The sequence below is a fragment of the Undibacterium sp. SXout20W genome (genome assembly GCF_049340285.1).
Lineage (GTDB): Bacteria > Pseudomonadota > Gammaproteobacteria > Burkholderiales > Burkholderiaceae_D > Undibacterium.
Genome location: NZ_JBMPPH010000014.1, coordinates 19,087 through 35,701, shown reverse-complemented (window position 1 = coordinate 35,701; position 16,615 = coordinate 19,087). Strand labels below are relative to the sequence as shown.

Genomic DNA, 16,615 nt, shown 5'->3' with positions numbered 1-16,615 from the left:
TTAGTCACCAAATCATCAATGCTGCACGGTTTTGATCAGGGTTTTCATGGTGAAGCCCGCACAGCATGGTAAAATCGTGAGTTATCCTATATTGTTGCTGTGCAAGCAATTTTTTGCCGCGGCGTTTTTCAGAATTTAACTTTCCGTTCATAGCATGTCATTCCTGACCAAGATATTCGGCAGCCGTAATCAACGGCTTTTGAAGCAATACCAAAAGACGGTGCGTGAGATCAACGCATTGGAACCCCAGCTGGAAACTTTGTCGGACGAGGCTTTGCAAGCTAAGACGGCTGAATTTAAAGCACGTGTGGCAGAAGGAGCAACGCTCGACAGCATTTTGGTAGAAGCCTTTGCGGTGTGTCGCGAAGCCAGTAAGCGTGTCTTGAAAATGCGCCACTTTGACGTGCAGATGATCGGCGGCATGGTTTTGCACTACGGCAAAATCGCTGAAATGGGCACGGGTGAAGGTAAAACTCTGATGGGTACCTTGCCAATCTACCTTAACGCACTGTCGGGTAAGGGCGTGCACGTGGTTACGGTCAATGATTACCTCGCGCAACGTGATGCTGAATGGATGGGCCAACTTTACAACTGGTTAGGTCTGAGCACAGGTATTAACTTGTCGCAACTGGATCATGATGCCAAACAAGTCGCTTACGGTTCCGACATTACTTACGGTACCAATAATGAATTCGGTTTCGATTACCTGCGCGATAACATGGTATTTGAAGCCAAGGATCGCGTACAACGCGGCCTTAACTTTGCCGTTGTTGATGAAGTTGACTCGATTCTGATCGATGAGGCGCGTACGCCATTGATCATTTCTGGTCAGGCTGAAAATCACACAGAGTTGTATTACAAAATCAATGAAGTGCCAAAGTTGTTGACTTTGCAAATCGGTGAAGAAACACCGGATGGCTCCGGCAAGATTGAAGTCCCTGGTGATTACACCAAAGATGAAAAAGCACACCAGGTATTGTTGACCGAAGCCGGTCACGATAAAGCAGAAAAAATTCTGACGCAAATGGGTCTGTTGCCAGAAGGCGCTTCGTTGTATGACGCAGCGCATATCACGCTGATTCATCATTTGTATGCTGCTCTGCGGGCGCATGCACTGTACTTTAAAGATCAGCACTATGTGGTACTGAACGACGAAATCGTCATTGTCGATGAATTTACAGGTCGTATGATGACCGGGCGCCGATGGTCAGATGGCTTGCATCAAGCCGTTGAAGCCAAAGAAGGCGTGCGGATTCAAAACGAGAATCAAACGCTGGCATCGATCACTTTCCAGAACTACTTCCGGATGTACACGCGCTTGTCGGGTATGACAGGTACGGCAGATACTGAGGCGTACGAATTCCAGGAAATCTACGGTCTTGAAACAGTCGTCATTCCACCGAACCGTCCATCACAGCGTAAAGACCGCCAAGATCAGGTATACAAATCCGCCGAAGAAAAATATGGCGCGATGCTGAAAGATATTCAAGATTGCTACGAGCGCGGTCAACCAGTTTTGGTTGGTACAACTTCGATTGAAAATTCTGAATTGCTATCTGGTATTTTGACTAAAGCAAACTTGCCGCACAACGTATTGAATGCGAAGCAGCATGCACGTGAAGCGGAAATTATTGCGCAAGCGGGTCGTCCAAAAGCAATTACGATCGCAACAAACATGGCGGGTCGTGGTACCGATATCGTGCTGGGTGGTAACGTTGCTAAGCAAGTTCAACTGATTGAAGCAAACAGCGCGTTGACGGATGCCGATAAAGCTGCACAATCGCAAAAGTTGCGTGACGAATGGACTTCGTTGCATGAACACGTGGTCAACGCTGGTGGCTTGCATATCATCGGTACGGAACGCCATGAATCACGTCGCGTCGATAATCAATTGCGCGGTCGTTCTGGCCGTCAGGGTGATCCAGGTTCCAGCCGTTTCTATTTGTCTCTTGATGATCAATTGTTGCGAATATTCGCCGGTGACCGTGTCCGCGCGATCATGGACAGATTGAAAATGCCAGAAGGCGAACCAATCGAAGCGGGCATCGTTTCTCGCTCCATTGAATCGGCACAACGTAAAGTTGAAGCACGTAACTTTGATATTCGTAAGCAATTGCTGGAATACGATGACGTTGCTAATGATCAACGTAAAGTGATTTACCAACAGCGTAACGAGCTGCTGGAAGCGCATGATATGACAGAGCTGATGTCCTCATTGCGTCACGGCATGTTTGCTGACATCGTTCATGCGCATGTGCCATTGGAATCAGTGGAAGAACAATGGGATTTGCCAGGGTTGGAAGCCGTGTTGTCTGCGGAATGGGCAATTGATCTGCCATTGGTAAAAATGGCGGCGTCCGAGCCTAGCCTGACCGGTGAAGATATTCTTGACCGCGTTCAGCAGGCCGTGAATCAAGCCTATGATGCCAAAGTAGCGATTGTCGGCAAAGAGTCGTTCGCTGGATTTGAGCGTAGTGTGATGCTGCAAAGCATTGATACGCATTGGCGCGAACATCTGGCGGCATTGGATCATTTGCGTCAAGGTATCCATCTGCGCGGTTATGCACAGAAAAATCCTAAGCAAGAATACAAACGCGAAGCGTTTGAATTGTTTGCCCAAATGTTGGATATGATCAAAAACGACGTCGTGCGCACAGTGGTTACTGTCCGGATTCAATCACGTGAAGAAATTGAAGCCGTAGAAGAGCAAATGGCTTTACCGCAAGTTGAGAACGTTCATTTCCAACATGCTGATTTTGAGGCTGGTGCATCCCCTGAAGAAATCCTGGCACCGTTGGCTTTTGCTGCCGGTGACGAGCCAGAGTTGAACTACGCCTTGAAAGTCGGTCGAAATGACCCTTGCCCTTGCGGTAGTGGTAAAAAATTCAAACAATGCCACGGCAAACTTGCCTGAGCATGATCGAATTGACATTGAAATTGACAATGAATTTGAAATGAAGCAAAAATAAAAAGGGTGATGTATTTCACCCTTTTTTTATGGTGAAAAAGCAAAATACGCGGGACTGACTCGTTTGGGTTGAGAATGAGGAACGTGCGCTTTTTGCATGAGCACCGATAATTTGCGTTGCATTATTGCAATCGAAAACATCTTTTTGAAAATAAAATGTACATTTTTCCGAATAAGCTTTGGAAAATTGCTACAAATTCCTTCCATTGCCGTACAAACTTCAAGGCTGTTCCCGCGTGGTGCATCGCAATACGCTAGAATGTGCCTTTAAATCCAAGACTGATATCACACTGACTCAGTAAGCTGCGGTTTACTGGCGTTTTCGGTATCGGTCTGCAATCCGTCTAACCACGCCTCTGATGAACGCTCCAGCCCAAATTCAGGCCTTGCTTGCAGATTCGCCGCAAGGTGCAACTCCGACCCGTGTCCGGGAAATTCCGTACAACTACACCTCGTTTTCTGATCGTGAAATTGTCATCCGCTTGCTAGGCGAAGACGCCTGGCGTCTGCTGGATCAATTGCGCGGCAAACGTCAGACAGGCCGTTCCGCACGGATGCTGTATGAAGTTTTGGGTGACATCTGGGTGGTACGCCGCAATCCGTATCTGCAAGACGACATGCTGGATAATCCTAAGCGTCGTCAAGATCTGATTGATGCGTTGAATCACCGCTTAGCGGAAGTCGAGAAACGTCGTGTCAATACGGCAAACGACGATGATGCTGAGCGTAGCAATAGCGTCGAGACTTTGGTGCAAGCGGCGCGTAAAGCGGTGGCGGATTTCTCGAAAGAATTCAGAGATACCTACGATTTACGTAAAAAGGCCAATCGTCTGTTAGCGCGCTTCACCGCTAAAGACAACATTAAATTCGATGGTCTAAGCCGTGTTTCACACGTTACCGATGCGACTGACTGGCGTGTGGAATATCCGTTTGTCGTCCTGACACCGGATACCGAAGATGAAATGGCCGGACTGGTGAAGAGCTGTATTGAGCTCGGTCTGACGATTATTCCGCGCGGAGGTGGTACGGGATACACTGGTGGTGCGATTCCGTTGACACCGTTATCCGCTGTCATCAATACCGAAAAACTGGAACAACTTGGCGAAGTGGAAATGACACGCTTGCCAGGTGTGGACCGCGATTACGCGACCATTTATTCCGGTGCAGGCGTCGTTACCAAACGTGTTTCTGACGCCGCCGAAAAAGCGGGCTTTGTCTTCGCTGTAGATCCGACCTCCGCAGAGGCATCGTGTATCGGTGGTAACGTTGCGATGAATGCTGGTGGTAAAAAGGCAGTTTTGTGGGGCACGGCGCTGGATAATCTGGCTTCATGGAAAATGGTTGACCCGAACGGCGACTGGTTGGAAGTAACACGCCTTGAGCATAACCTTGGCAAGATTCACGATGTTGAACTGGCAAAGTTCCGTCTTGACTGGACGCATCCTGGTGAAAAGCAACCGTTCAAAATAGAACAGCTGGAAATTAAAGGTCGCGTGTTCCGTAAAGAAGGTTTAGGTAAAGACGTCACCGATAAATTTCTCGCCGGTTTGCCTGGCGTGCAAAAAGAAGGTTGCGATGGCTTGATTACGTCAGCACGCTGGATTTTGCACAAGATGCCAAAATTTGCACGGACAGTTTGTCTGGAATTTTTTGGGCAAGCACGCGACGCAATTCCAAGTATTGTTGAAATCAAAGATTACCTCGACGGCGAAACCAAAAAAGGCGGCGCGATTCTGGCTGGCTTGGAGCATCTCGATGAGCGTTATTTGCGTGCTGTCGGTTACACCACCAAGTCCAAGCGTGGTGTGTTACCGAAAATGGCTTTGTTTGGTGACATCGTTGGTGACGACGAAAACGCCGTGGCACAAGCGGCTTCCGAAGTCATTCGCATAGCGAATACACGTGTTGGTGAAGGCTTCGTTGCCGTCAGCCCTGAAGCACGTAAAAAATTCTGGCTTGATCGCGCCAAAACAGCAGCGATTTCTAAGCATACTAACGCCTTCAAAATTAATGAAGACGTCGTTATCCCGCTCAATCGCATGGGTGAATACACCGACGGTATCGAGCGTATCAATATCGAATTGTCAGTTCAGAATAAGCTGGCGCTGTTAGATAAACTGATCCCATTCTTTGCTAATGGCAATCTGCCTTTAGGTAAAAGCGAAGATGCGGATGGGGATGATATTCCGGCAGCTGAGTTGCTGGAAGACCGCGTCCATCAGGCTGAAACACTATTGCAACAAGCGCAGGCGCGCTGGACCTATCTACTCAACAATCTCGATAAGCCATTGATTGAAGCGAAAGCGGATTTGATGGAATTGGGACTGGATAAACTGGCGTTTGTTTTTGACGAACGCTTGCAGCGTCAGCCAGATGCGACTGTGTTCTCAGTCGTGCAAGACAGAACGGTCAGAATTTCATGGAAGACCGAAGTCCGCGCCCATTTGCGTCAAATATTTAATGGCGCAGCGTTTAAACTCATTCTCGATGAATGTGTTGCCTTGCATAAAAAAGTGCTGCGTAGCCGCGTTTTTGTCGCCTTACATATGCATGCTGGTGACGGCAACGTCCATACCAACTTGCCGGTGAACTCGGATGACTACGACATGCTGCAAGTCGCGCATCACGCAGTGGCGCGCATCATGGTGTTGGCACGCTCGCTCAATGGCGTGATCTCGGGTGAGCATGGTATTGGCATCACCAAGTTAGAATTTTTGACGGAAGATGAGATCAAAGATTTCCGTTCCTACAAATTGCGTATCGATCCAGAAGGGCGCTTCAACAAAGGCAAATTGCTGAATTTGCCTGAGTTTGCCGCCGATTTACGCAATGCCTATACGCCGTCGTTTGGTTTGATGGGACATGAATCCCTAATCATGCAGCAAAGCGATATTGGCGCGATTGCCAATAGCGTGAAAGATTGCTTACGTTGCGGCAAATGTAAGCCTGTTTGTGCGACGCATGTACCGCGGGCTAACCTGCTGTATTCGCCACGGAATAAAATTCTGGCGACCTCCTTACTGGTGGAAGCATTTTTGTACGAAGAACAGACCCGTCGTGGTGTGTCTATCAAACATTGGGATGAATTTTCTGATGTGGCTGACCACTGCACGGTCTGCCATAAATGTGTGAATCCCTGCCCGGTCGATATTGACTTCGGTGATGTCTCAATGAACATGCGCAATCTGCTGCGTAAAATGGGACAGAAGAAATTTAACCCGGGCACCGCAGCATCGATGTTCTTCTTGAACGCAACCGATCCGGCTACTATCAACATGACTCGTCAAGTCATGATAGGCTGGGGTTACAAAGCCCAGCGTTTCGGTCATGATTTGTTGAAGAAATTTGCAAGAAAACAGACTAAGGCACCACCAGCCAGCGTCGGTAAAGCGCCGATTAAAGAACAGGTTATTCACTTCATTAACAAGAAGATGCCGGGTAACCTGCCGAAGAAAACGGCGCGTGCATTGCTCGATATTGAGGACGATAAAGTCGTCCCAATTATCCGTAATCCACAAACCACCAATGCGGATACCGAAGCCGTGTTTTATTTCCCAGGCTGCGGTTCAGAACGCTTGTTCTCACAGGTCGGCTTAGCGACACAAGCAATGTTGTGGAATGTCGGTGTTCAGACCGTGCTGCCGCCAGGCTATCTGTGCTGCGGTTATCCGCAACGGGGTAGCGGTCAGTTTGATAAAGCGGAAAAAATGATGACCGATAACCGGGTCTTGTTCCATCGCATGGCAAACACGCTGAACTATCTGGATATCAAAACCGTCATCGTGTCGTGTGGCACGTGCTACGATCAATTATCAACCTATGAGTTTGATAAGATTTTCCCAGGGTGCCGTATCGTCGATATCCATGAATATCTGATGGAGAAAAACGTCAAACTCGAAGGCGTAACCGGTACGCGTTACATGTATCACGACCCGTGTCATACACCGATGAAATTGCAAGATCCATTGAAGACAGTGAATGCGCTGATTACCGGCAGCAATGGTGACGTGAAAATTGAGAAAAATGATCGTTGCTGTGGTGAATCAGGAACGTTGGCAGTCACCCGTCCGGATATTTCTACGCAGATTCGTTTCCGTAAAGAGATTGAGATGAACAAAGGCGCAGATAAATTGCGTGCTGATGGCTTCACCGGTGATATCAAAATTCTGACTTCCTGCCCATCTTGTCTGCAAGGTTTGTCGCGTTACAACGATGATAGCAATACGGATGCCGATTACATCGTCGTCGAGATGGCGAAACATATTCTGGGTGAAAATTGGATGCCAGAATACGTTGCCAATGCCAATAACGGTGGTATCGAGCGGGTATTGGTGTAACCATGAGTCACATCACGCAGAATCAAGTAAGCTGTGAATTATGTGATGTCACTCGCGGTGATGTTGTTGTTAGTAATGCCCAGTGGCGCGTTATTTTGGTGGATGATGCGAACTACCCAGGGTTTTGTCGTGTGATCTGGAATGACCATGTCAAAGAGATGACTGATCTCAGCGAGGCCGATAGAAACGGATTTATGCAGACGGTGTGGACGACGGAATCGGTGATTCGGGCTGTCATGCAGCCGCATAAAATGAATCTTGCGAGCCTTGGCAATATGGTTCCGCATCTGCACTGGCACCTTATCCCACGTTACACGGATGATGCCCATTTCCCTCATCCAGTGTGGGCGGCAGCCAATGCAGAAGCGCCTGAACAGTCCATTATTGATGCACGTCGCAATTTGTTGCCGCAACTACGCAGTGAATTGATTGCCCGTCTGAGCTGACTGACATAATAGTAAAAATTGAATTGATCGAAATAAAAATATGAGCTCCAATAAAGTCCAGCCAACCGCACTCAATGCCCGCACCCAGTCACGGGTATTGGACATCAGTTTTGATGATGGCAAGGTCTTTTCTATTCCGTTTGAACTGATGCGCGTATATTCGCCATCAGCGGAAGTTAAAGGTCACGGACCAGGACAAGAAACGCTGCAGACAGGCAAGCGCGACGTTGGTTTAGTTGGTATCGAACCTGTTGGTAATTACGCCGTCAAGCCTTTATTTTCTGATGCGCACGACTCGGGAATTTTTACTTGGGAATATCTGTACTGGCTAGGCGATAATCAGACGCAGCTATGGCAGGATTATTTGCAGCGTTTGCAGGAAGCTGGGTTTGCGGACGAAACAGGGCGGGATGTGGCGATGCCAGGTAAAGCGGCTGGATGTGGGCATTCACACTAAGGTAGCGGCCTTGGCCAAGTGAATTTCTTTGTTTTGAGCCGGATAGGACTAAGTAGCGCGGGTACCACCCGCCAATCTCTCTCTAAAATCACGCCAGTTTTGCTCATCTATCGCAAGCTGGAATGAGGGGAATTCTGTCTTTGAACTTACCCTTCCGAACCACGTCCGGAAATCAAACGACCTCCATACTTTGCGTTACCAGACAAGACGAAATCGAGGTCAGCGTAACGCTGATGTGCTGCGTTAACCGTTTGCCCCCCCGGTCAGCTAGGTGATATTAAAAAATCAGCTTTTTTTGGAGACGAACATGAAAAAGCGTTCTATTTGCTTTGTGCTGTTCATTTCAATGAACGGTTGCGTCAATCATTACCCGAATGATTTTTATACCAAACAGACACCGGCTGCGCCAGCCACTGATGGGCGATCCGTACAACAAAATAGCAATGTCGGTTCGTCATCAGCGTCGTCGATCGATAGTTATAAGTCGGAGATTGCAGCCCGGATATCGCAAATCAATGCCAATCTGGTCTATCAAGACAACCCACAAGCGATGTTACGGGCGGTGATTGTGGTTCACTATGTGTTGGGTGCTGATGGGCGGTTGTTAAAAGCAGATATCGTCCGAAGCAATCAGGATAAAGTGGCTGAAAATACCGCACTTGCCAGTTTAAAAAATAGCGCGCCATTTCCTTCGCCGAGCCCGAGGTTACTCAAGGGAGGGCGATTTGATGCGTCTTAAACCTGGTTGTTTGATGATGATGGGCGGTTTCAGTTACGCAGCATAGCGTTGCCGCAAAGAACGGAATAGAGTTGACATTAACGACAGGGCTCTGGTGATTCGGTGTCGCAAGCAACAATATGCGCAGCCCGTACCGTAAATGCAAAGATAAGTTGCAATAATAGTAATTTATACAGCGCCAACAGATGCCTTTCATGACGACATCCCCTATAATGCGGCATCCCATAGGAGTCTTGAGATCATGAGCAATACTACCCATTTCGGTTATACCACCGTAGAAGAAGATCAGAAAGTACATAAAGTTGCTGAGGTATTTCATTCAGTGGCTGCCAAATACGACATCATGAATGACGTGATGTCCGGCGGACTACATCGCATCTGGAAGATTTTCACGGTGGCACAGGCAGGTGTGCGTCCAGGCTTCAAAGTATTGGATATCGCCGGTGGTACTGGCGATCTGACCAAAGAATTTGTGAAACAAGCTGGTACGACTGGCGAGGTCTGGCATACGGATATTAATGAATCCATGTTGCGCGTTGGCCGTGATCGCCTCTTGAATAAAGGCCTGATTACCCCCACCTTGCTCTGTGATGCAGAAAAGTTACCTTTTCCCGATAATTACTTTGACCGCGTCACCGTGGCTTTTGGTTTGCGCAATATGACGCATAAGGATCAAGCCTTAGCGGAAATGCAGCGCGTCTTAAAACCAGGGGGGAAATTATTAGTGTTGGAATTTTCTAAGGTTCCTGAGGTCTTACAAAAACCGTATGACTTGTACTCATTCAAAATTTTGCCTTGGATGGGACAAAAAATTGCAGGAGACGCCGAAAGCTATCGCTATCTGGCTGAATCCATACGCATGCATCCGGATCAGGAAACCCTGAAAACTATGATGGAAACTGCTGGCCTGGATAAGGTGCAGTATTTCAATTTAACGGCTGGTGTTGCGGCTTTGCACACCGGAATTAAGCTGTAGCAGCGAATATTTTTTGTTGCTGCGCTTATGTAATATCAAGGAGTGAATGCAATGAAAAAGTTTTTAATCGCCATGGTTATGGTAGCAAGTACACTGGCCTTGACTATGCATGATGCCGATGCCAAACGCATGGGTGGTGGTGGTTCTGTTGGCCGTCAGTCGAATAACGTTTCACGTCAGGCAGCGCCTGCGACGCCAGCCAATAATGGCTTTAATCAACCGCGACCAGCTGCGCCGGCCGCTGCACCTGCCGCCCCCGTTCCTCCTGCCATTCCACCAAAGCCAGCCAGCCCATGGAAGGGGATTGTTGGTGGCTTGGTCGGTGGCGCATTGCTCGGTGCTGCGTTGTCACACTTTGGGTTCGGTGGCGCCGCTGCGGGCATGTTAGGTTCGTTGCTGACGTTCGCACTCATAGGATTTGCCATTTTCTTTGTCATTCGTTTATTCCGTGGCTCCAATTCCAATAATGCGGCAAGTTCGGTGTCTCGCTTTGAACAACCTTCTTATGCGGGCATGAATAGCGTTGCGACGCCAGAAATTCGTTCACGAATTGATGCTCAACCAGCATCGACAAGCTCTGCAGCTCCGGCAGCACCGGCAGCAACGTGGAATATTCCTGCAGATTTCGATGTGCCAGGTTTTTTACGGAATTCAAAAGCCTATTTCATCCGTCTGCAAGCCGCGTGGGATAAAGCTGACATTAACGATCTGCGTGAATTTACTACGCCAGAAATGTATGCCGAATTGAAATTAGAAATTCAGGAGCGCGGTGCAAGCGTAAATGTGACTGATGTTGTATCGATTGATGCTGAGCTGCTGGGGATAGAAAATACTGGTAATGATCATGTGGCGAGCGTCAAATTTACCGGCATGATCAAAGAAGCCCAAAATGCGCCAGCTGAAGCATTTGCCGAAGTCTGGAATCTGTCTAAACCTGCGAATGGACAAGGCGGTTGGGTTTTAGCCGGTATTCAGCAACTTTGATGAATCAATGTTGTTAGCATGTATTAATAATATTGAAATAATATTGAAATAATATTGAAATAATATTGAAATAATATTGAAAAAACCGTGAAATGTTATTGATATTATCTTGCATCAAACCTGTTACAGATCGAAGACCATAAACGGGATTAGCTGTTAAACTTGAGACCGCCCGCAGAATTGTCGGGCGGTTTTTTATAGCAGTGACGAAATAGCCGTTCTGGAGAGCACTTGGCCTTGGTGAAATAGGCTTGATATTCATCGTCGAGTCGTTTTACTGACATAATGTGACGTCACTCACGCTTCATCAGAAAATAAGCAAAACCGTCACATCGGAAAGCACGCACAGCACGTACAAGTCAGTACAGGCATATACATACAAGTGCAGCCAGATATATTGAGCTTACCCTTTGGAACTATTTTGCCTTCGCCTTTTCAAAACGATATGATCTCAATCGCAGCCTTTATCAATCATCTGCTGGCGCAAGAAAAATGGGCCAGGGACAAATTAATGTCCCACTCCGGAAAAATCGCCTGTATCGATGTTCAAATAATGCAAATACGTCTCAAAGTTGGTGCAGATGGCTTGCTGGAAAATGCAGATGCCGACCTGACATCGGATGTAACCATCCGCGTCAAACCGAGTGACTTACCGTTGATGGCTCAGAATCGTGACAAAGCTTTTTCATTCGTAAAAATTGAGGGTGACGCTGATTTTGCGAATACCTTATCATTTCTAAGTCAGAATTTACGATGGGAGGCTGAGGCTGATTTGAGTAAGTTGTTTGGTGACATCGCTGCAACGCGCTTGGTTTCTGCCACGAAGTCTGCAGTGAAAACTGCACAGGAAACCCATCAAAAAATTCAGGAAAATTTGGCTGAATATTTTTTAGAAGAAAACCCAATGCTAGTGCGTCCTGCCGAAGTTGCGGCATTTGGATCGCAAATTAATAAAAATCGTGATGATGTTGAGCGTTTGATTAAGCGTATCGAGAAACTGGAAAGGATGCGTGGATGATTTTAAAATTCTTGCGCTTAGTAAAAATTGTGCGCGTTACGCTTCGTTATGGCATTGATGAAATTGCCATTTCTGGCCTCAAAATTCCACGTACGGCCAAACTTGTCGAGACTTTACTTTTCTGGCGCGATTTATCTGCTCCTCGCGGCGAGCGCTTGCGTAAGGCCTTAGAAGATCTGGGGCCGATTTTTGTGAAATTTGGACAAGTCTTGTCGACGCGGCGTGACTTGATGCCGCCAGATATTGCTGACGAATTATCCAAGTTGCAAGATCGTGTTCCATCGTTTGACCCTGATCTTGCGATTGCACAAATCAAGAAATCTCTGGGTGCGCATCCTGATGAATTGTTTGCTAGTTTTGAGCGTATTCCAGTTGCTTCGGCTTCGATCGCGCAGGTGCATTTTGCGACTCTCAAAGATGGTCGCGAAGTCGCAGTCAAAGTGTTACGTCCCGGAATGAAAGAAACAATCGATCAGGACGTCGCATTGATGCACGTGGCTGCGGGTTGGCTGGAAACTCTTTGGACTGATGGGAAACGTCTTAAACCACGTGAAGTTGTTGGTGAGTTTGATAAATATTTACACGATGAACTTGATTTGATGCGTGAAGCCGCGAATGGCAGCCAGTTGCGTCGTAATTTTCTGGATTCAGACTTATTGCTTGTACCTGAAATGCACTGGGATTTTTGCTCATCTTCCGTGATTGTGATGGAGCGCATGAAGGGCATCCCAATTTCGCAAACAGAACGATTGCGTGAAGCCGGCGTTGATATGTCAAAATTGTCACGTGATGGCGTGACGATTTTTTTTACGCAGATTTTCCGCGATGGTTTTTTCCACGCCGATATGCATCCCGGGAACATTTTAGTATCGACCGATCCAGCCACATTTGGCCGATATATTGCGCTTGATTTCGGCATCGTCGGAACTCTTAATGATTTTGACAAAGATTATTTGTCGCAAAACTTTCTGGCATTTTTCCGGCGCGATTATAAACGTGTGGCGGAAGCGCATATTGAGTCTGGTTGGGCGCCTAAAGACACACGCGTCGATGAATTGGAAGCGGCCGTTCGCGCCTGTTGTGAACCTATCTTTGATCGTCCTTTGAAAGATATTTCATTCGGACAAATATTGCTGCGTTTGTTTCAGACATCGCGTCGTTTTAATGTTGAAGTGCAACCGCAATTGGTGCTTTTGCAAAAAACCTTATTGAATATTGAAGGTTTGGGACGTCAGTTGGACCCTGATCTGGATTTATGGAAAACGGCCAAGCCTTATCTTGAGCGCTGGATGAACGAACAAGTTGGCTGGCGCGGTTTGTTGGATAAATTAAAAGCAGAAGCGCCGCGTTATAGCAGTATTTTTCCGCAGTTACCACGCTTAGCGCATCAGGCCTTGACCCGCGCAGGAGAGTCAAATAATCAAAGCGAGGTGCTGACCGCATTATTGATTGAACAGCGCCGTACCAATAATTTACTGCGCATTGTCGTGTATTTTGGTGGCGGATTATTTGCTGGTATTTTGGTAGCCCAATTTTTAATGCATTTTTATTTTATAGATTGACCTTGTACCATGGCTGAATTTATTCTTCGTGACCCGACGCAAGCAAAATTTTGGGACGAGCGTTTTGAGAAAAATTTCATTCCATGGGATAAGGGGTGCGTGCCGAAAAATTTTAGCGATTTCGTGCGTGCAAAACCGCCTTTACGTTGCTTGATACCTGGTTGTGGAAATGCTTATGAAGTGGCGTTATTGGCTGAAGCTGGGTGGGATGTCACTGCGATTGATTTTTCGGCTTCAGCCGTACAAACAGCAAAACTTACCTTAGGCGAATGGGGTAGGTATGTCGTTCAGGCAGATTTTTTTTCCTTTGAGCCTGAAGCTACTCTGGATGTTATTTACGAACGCGCCTTCTTTTGTGCGTTGCCGCCAGATTTACGTCAGCGTATTGTCCAGCGATGGAGCGAGCTGCTACCGTCTGGCGCATTACTCGCAGGATATTTTTTCTTCGACGATGATGAAAATGCCAGCAAAAAAGGACCGCCATTTTCGATTCAAAGACAATTATGGGAGGCGTTGATGGCAACTGAATTTGAAAAAATTGAAGATCTGCAGGTGTTCGACTCGATCCCCGTTTTTGCGTCAAAGGAGCGTTGGCAGATTTGGCAACGCCGTTGAATCTTTCCAGTTAAAAAGTCGAACATCCTTAGCTCGTTATTCGGATTGAGGCTTTTTTGTAGGCATTCCCAATGCTATTATTGCTCTGTTTCCAACGAACTGGATCGCTATGCGCTTTCTACGTACACGTTCTTCCCTCGAGCAACTGCCATCGATTCCACTGGACGCTGGTTCGGTAACGACCTTGTTAAGTGCAACCGCTTATCGTGAAGCTTTATTGGAGCAAATTTTTCATGCGAGGCACAGAATCTATTTGTGCAGTCTATACTTGCAAGAAGATGAGGCTGGCGCTGAGATTCTGAACGCTTTGTATGCTGCGAAAACTGCGCGACCTTCCTTGGATATTGCCATTCTGGTCGACTGGCACCGCGCACAGCGAGGCTTGATAGGCCAAGCCAAACAACCGGGTAAGGTGATAGGCAATGCCGCCTGGTATCAACAGCAAAGCAGCTTCCATCAAGGTAGCATCCCTATTTATGGCATTCCAGTGCAGACCAGCGAGTTATTTGGTGTTCTGCATTTAAAGGGATTTGTGATTGATGATTGCGTCATCTACAGCGGTGCAAGTATCAACAACGTGTATTTGCATAAGCAAGAAAAATATCGTCACGATCGCTATCTGCTGATACAGAATGCGACCTTGGCAAACTCAATGGTAGATTTTATCCGCCGGCATTTATTATGTTCGGCGGCAGTGCATCGGCTTGATCGCGCAGACATGCCTACGACCCGCAATATTCGTGCAGAGATTCGAGATTTTCGAGCACATTTAAAAAAAGCGCACTACAGTTTTAGTTCAGAGCAACAATACGACAATCGCCGCTTAAGTGTTGCGCCTCTTGTTGGCGTTGGAAAAAATAATCCACTGAATCGTGCTATCTGTCAGTTGCTTGCGGCAAGTAAAAAGAAAATTACGATTTGCACGCCGTATTTCAATTTTCCGCTTGCCGTAACACGTGAAATTAATCGGGCATTAAAACGCGGTGTGAAGGTTAGTATTATTGTCGGTGATAAAGCTGCCAATGATTTTTACATACCGCCAGATCAGCCATTCAAAGTCATCGCCGCCTTACCATACCTCTACGAGGCCAATCTGCGGCGTTTTGCCAAGTTACATCAATCAGAGATTGCGGATCATCAATTGAATTTGCATTTGTGGAAAGATGGCGATAATACCTATCACTTGAAGGGTATGTGGATTGACGATGACTATGCCTTGATGACTGGAAATAATTTGAATCCGCGAGCTTTCCGCCTGGATTTAGAAAATGCCTTGTTAATTCACGATCCGCAGCTTGAATTGCTCGCTCAAAGGAATAGCGAATTGGCTAGTATTTTGTGCCATACCTCGTTAATTTCGAACTATAAGCACCTACAAAAAGTGCGCGATTATCCTGACGACGTGCGCAAACTCCTGGCACGTTTGAGTACAGTAAGGTTGGATCGTTTGGCCTATCGCGTTTTGTGATTCTTTTCAGGATTTCTACGGCGGCGTAAGTCGTATCAGAGTGAGAGGGGCGATTTCGTTTGGCAGCCATTTGTTATAAATTTTAGTAAAGGTACCGTCGCGCTTGATCGCTCGAAATGCCTCTTCCCATGCTTTAATTGTACTGTCGCGGGTTTGTGTTGAAAATGCGAGATACAGTTCCAGACTATCTAACACTTTCACTTTTTCCACTTCATCAGGGGAATGTCCTATTTCTTTAAGGACTGACGACACAACGAAACTACCTTCGACCCATAAATCAAAACGCTTTGCTAATAGCATGTTGGCAACGATCTGAGGGGTAGGGGCTTGTTCAATGTCGGTATAGCCTTTTTTGCGGGCTGTGTCCGCAAATATACTGGAACGGTAGGCTCCCACTTTGAGTTTTAGAATCTCATCGCCGAGACTTTCCAGATACGCAAAATTGCCTCTACGGGTATAGAGTGAGGTACTGGAAATAGCAATAGGTCCAAGTAGTACCATTAATTTTTCACGCTCCTCAGAACGTCCTACCGTGAATAACATGGTATTCGGTTCTTCTAATAGAGCCTTGTAACCACGCGCCCAAGGTACCACTTGAATCGCGCTGGAACCACCAGCCGTACTACTGATACGAGCCTGTATTGCTCGCACAACCTCGACTGCCATACCATCGACCTTGTTATTGTTACCAAAAGTGATTGGTGGCCAGTCTTCAGTAAAAATTTGCAAATCTTGCGCACAGGCAGCCGCTGCAGACATGATCAAAGATGTCGCAAAGCAGTGGACTATTAGCTTTCGCCATGCACTAGCCAGTTTCCGAAATAATGTCTTTAATCGAATCATGTAGAAATACCATTCTCTATAAAAACGATCGGTAGTACCATTTTTGATTTATTGACGCTTGGTTTATCGGCTGCTAGCCGGTAACGCGTATTGAAAAAATTACTTCAATCTTTTCAATAAAAAATAGTAATATTGAACAATGCTAAATGAATAATTTTTTTAAAAATACTCTCAAAAAAGGTAAATAAAGCCAGTTTTAGCT

General features: G+C 46.8%; 13 protein-coding genes. 11 read left to right on the top strand and 2 right to left on the bottom strand.

Translation table 11 applies throughout. From position 1 onward, the window contains the following. Positions 1–4: 4 nt before the first annotated feature. A complete protein-coding gene (locus ACO0K1_RS09490; protein WP_423025031.1) occupies positions 5–151 on the bottom strand; it encodes a hypothetical protein in 147 nt (48 codons plus the stop codon). Positions 152–154: 3 nt separating this feature from the next. On the opposite strand from ACO0K1_RS09490, the gene secA reads away from it, so the two are divergent. From secA to pssA, 11 genes are all read left to right on the top strand, one after another. Continuing rightward, a complete protein-coding gene (gene secA / locus ACO0K1_RS09485) occupies positions 155–2,914 on the top strand; it encodes a preprotein translocase subunit SecA (protein WP_423025029.1) in 2,760 nt (919 codons plus the stop codon). A gap of 413 nt (positions 2,915–3,327) precedes the next feature. Further along, positions 3,328–7,305 (top strand): DUF3683 domain-containing protein, encoded by a 3,978-nt coding sequence (locus ACO0K1_RS09480; protein ID WP_423025027.1) that lies wholly within the window; start codon positions 3,328–3,330, stop codon positions 7,303–7,305. Positions 7,306–7,307: 2 nt separating this feature from the next. Further along, positions 7,308–7,751 (top strand): HIT family protein, encoded by a 444-nt coding sequence (locus tag ACO0K1_RS09475; protein ID WP_423025025.1) that lies wholly within the window; start codon positions 7,308–7,310, stop codon positions 7,749–7,751. Positions 7,752–7,791: 40 nt separating this feature from the next. Further along, complete coding sequence (locus tag ACO0K1_RS09470) at positions 7,792–8,208, top strand: gamma-butyrobetaine hydroxylase-like domain-containing protein (RefSeq protein ID WP_423025023.1); 417 nt, start codon at positions 7,792–7,794, stop codon at positions 8,206–8,208. 307 nt (positions 8,209–8,515) lie between these two features. After that, positions 8,516–8,947, top strand: a complete 432-nt coding sequence (locus ACO0K1_RS09465) for an energy transducer TonB (protein WP_423025021.1) — start codon at positions 8,516–8,518, stop codon at positions 8,945–8,947. A 241-nt stretch (positions 8,948–9,188) separates the two neighbouring features. Then, a complete protein-coding gene (gene ubiE, locus ACO0K1_RS09460; RefSeq protein WP_423025019.1) occupies positions 9,189–9,923 on the top strand; it encodes a bifunctional demethylmenaquinone methyltransferase/2-methoxy-6-polyprenyl-1,4-benzoquinol methylase UbiE in 735 nt (244 codons plus the stop codon). 51 nt (positions 9,924–9,974) lie between these two features. After that, positions 9,975–10,907, top strand: a complete 933-nt coding sequence (locus ACO0K1_RS09455; RefSeq protein ID WP_423025017.1) for a Tim44 domain-containing protein — start codon at positions 9,975–9,977, stop codon at positions 10,905–10,907. Positions 10,908–11,352: 445 nt separating this feature from the next. Further along, on the top strand, positions 11,353–11,925 hold the full coding sequence (locus ACO0K1_RS09450; RefSeq protein WP_423025015.1) for a ubiquinone biosynthesis accessory factor UbiJ: 573 nt from the start codon (positions 11,353–11,355) through the stop codon (positions 11,923–11,925). Further along, entirely contained in the window at positions 11,922–13,487 is a 1,566-nt protein-coding gene (gene ubiB / locus ACO0K1_RS09445; protein ID WP_423025013.1) for a ubiquinone biosynthesis regulatory protein kinase UbiB, read from the top strand. The genes ACO0K1_RS09450 and ubiB overlap by 4 nt, the downstream gene beginning before the upstream one ends. 9 nt (positions 13,488–13,496) lie before the next feature. Then, the gene (locus ACO0K1_RS09440) at positions 13,497–14,102 is read left to right on the top strand and encodes a methyltransferase (RefSeq protein ID WP_423025011.1); all 606 of its coding nucleotides are present in this window, start codon (positions 13,497–13,499) and stop codon (positions 14,100–14,102) included. A gap of 109 nt (positions 14,103–14,211) precedes the next feature. Beyond that, positions 14,212–15,570 (top strand): CDP-diacylglycerol--serine O-phosphatidyltransferase, encoded by a 1,359-nt coding sequence (gene pssA, locus ACO0K1_RS09435; protein ID WP_423025009.1) that lies wholly within the window; start codon positions 14,212–14,214, stop codon positions 15,568–15,570. A gap of 15 nt (positions 15,571–15,585) precedes the next feature. Here the strand turns inward: pssA and ACO0K1_RS09430 are convergent, their stop codons facing one another. Beyond that, positions 15,586–16,329, bottom strand: coding sequence for a substrate-binding periplasmic protein (locus tag ACO0K1_RS09430; protein WP_423025007.1), 744 nt, complete (start codon positions 16,327–16,329; stop codon positions 15,586–15,588). Positions 16,330–16,615: the final 286 nt, after the last annotated feature.

Bases quoted from the DNA above. Each gene is read 5' to 3' on its own strand.
- ACO0K1_RS09490 (WP_423025031.1), bottom strand. From the start codon at position 151: ATGAACGGAAAGTTAAATTCTGAAAAACGCCGCGGCAAAAAATTGCTT.
- secA (WP_423025029.1), top strand. From the start codon at position 155: ATGTCATTCCTGACCAAGATATTCGGCAGCCGTAATCAACGGCTTTTG.
- ACO0K1_RS09480 (WP_423025027.1), top strand. From the start codon at position 3,328: ATGAACGCTCCAGCCCAAATTCAGGCCTTGCTTGCAGATTCGCCGCAA.
- ACO0K1_RS09475 (WP_423025025.1), top strand. From the start codon at position 7,308: ATGAGTCACATCACGCAGAATCAAGTAAGCTGTGAATTATGTGATGTC.
- ACO0K1_RS09470 (WP_423025023.1), top strand. From the start codon at position 7,792: ATGAGCTCCAATAAAGTCCAGCCAACCGCACTCAATGCCCGCACCCAG.
- ACO0K1_RS09465 (WP_423025021.1), top strand. From the start codon at position 8,516: ATGAAAAAGCGTTCTATTTGCTTTGTGCTGTTCATTTCAATGAACGGT.
- ubiE (WP_423025019.1), top strand. From the start codon at position 9,189: ATGAGCAATACTACCCATTTCGGTTATACCACCGTAGAAGAAGATCAG.
- ACO0K1_RS09455 (WP_423025017.1), top strand. From the start codon at position 9,975: ATGAAAAAGTTTTTAATCGCCATGGTTATGGTAGCAAGTACACTGGCC.
- ACO0K1_RS09450 (WP_423025015.1), top strand. From the start codon at position 11,353: ATGATCTCAATCGCAGCCTTTATCAATCATCTGCTGGCGCAAGAAAAA.
- ubiB (WP_423025013.1), top strand. From the start codon at position 11,922: ATGATTTTAAAATTCTTGCGCTTAGTAAAAATTGTGCGCGTTACGCTT.
- ACO0K1_RS09440 (WP_423025011.1), top strand. From the start codon at position 13,497: ATGGCTGAATTTATTCTTCGTGACCCGACGCAAGCAAAATTTTGGGAC.
- pssA (WP_423025009.1), top strand. From the start codon at position 14,212: ATGCGCTTTCTACGTACACGTTCTTCCCTCGAGCAACTGCCATCGATT.
- ACO0K1_RS09430 (WP_423025007.1), bottom strand. From the start codon at position 16,329: ATGTCTGCAGCGGCTGCCTGTGCGCAAGATTTGCAAATTTTTACTGAA.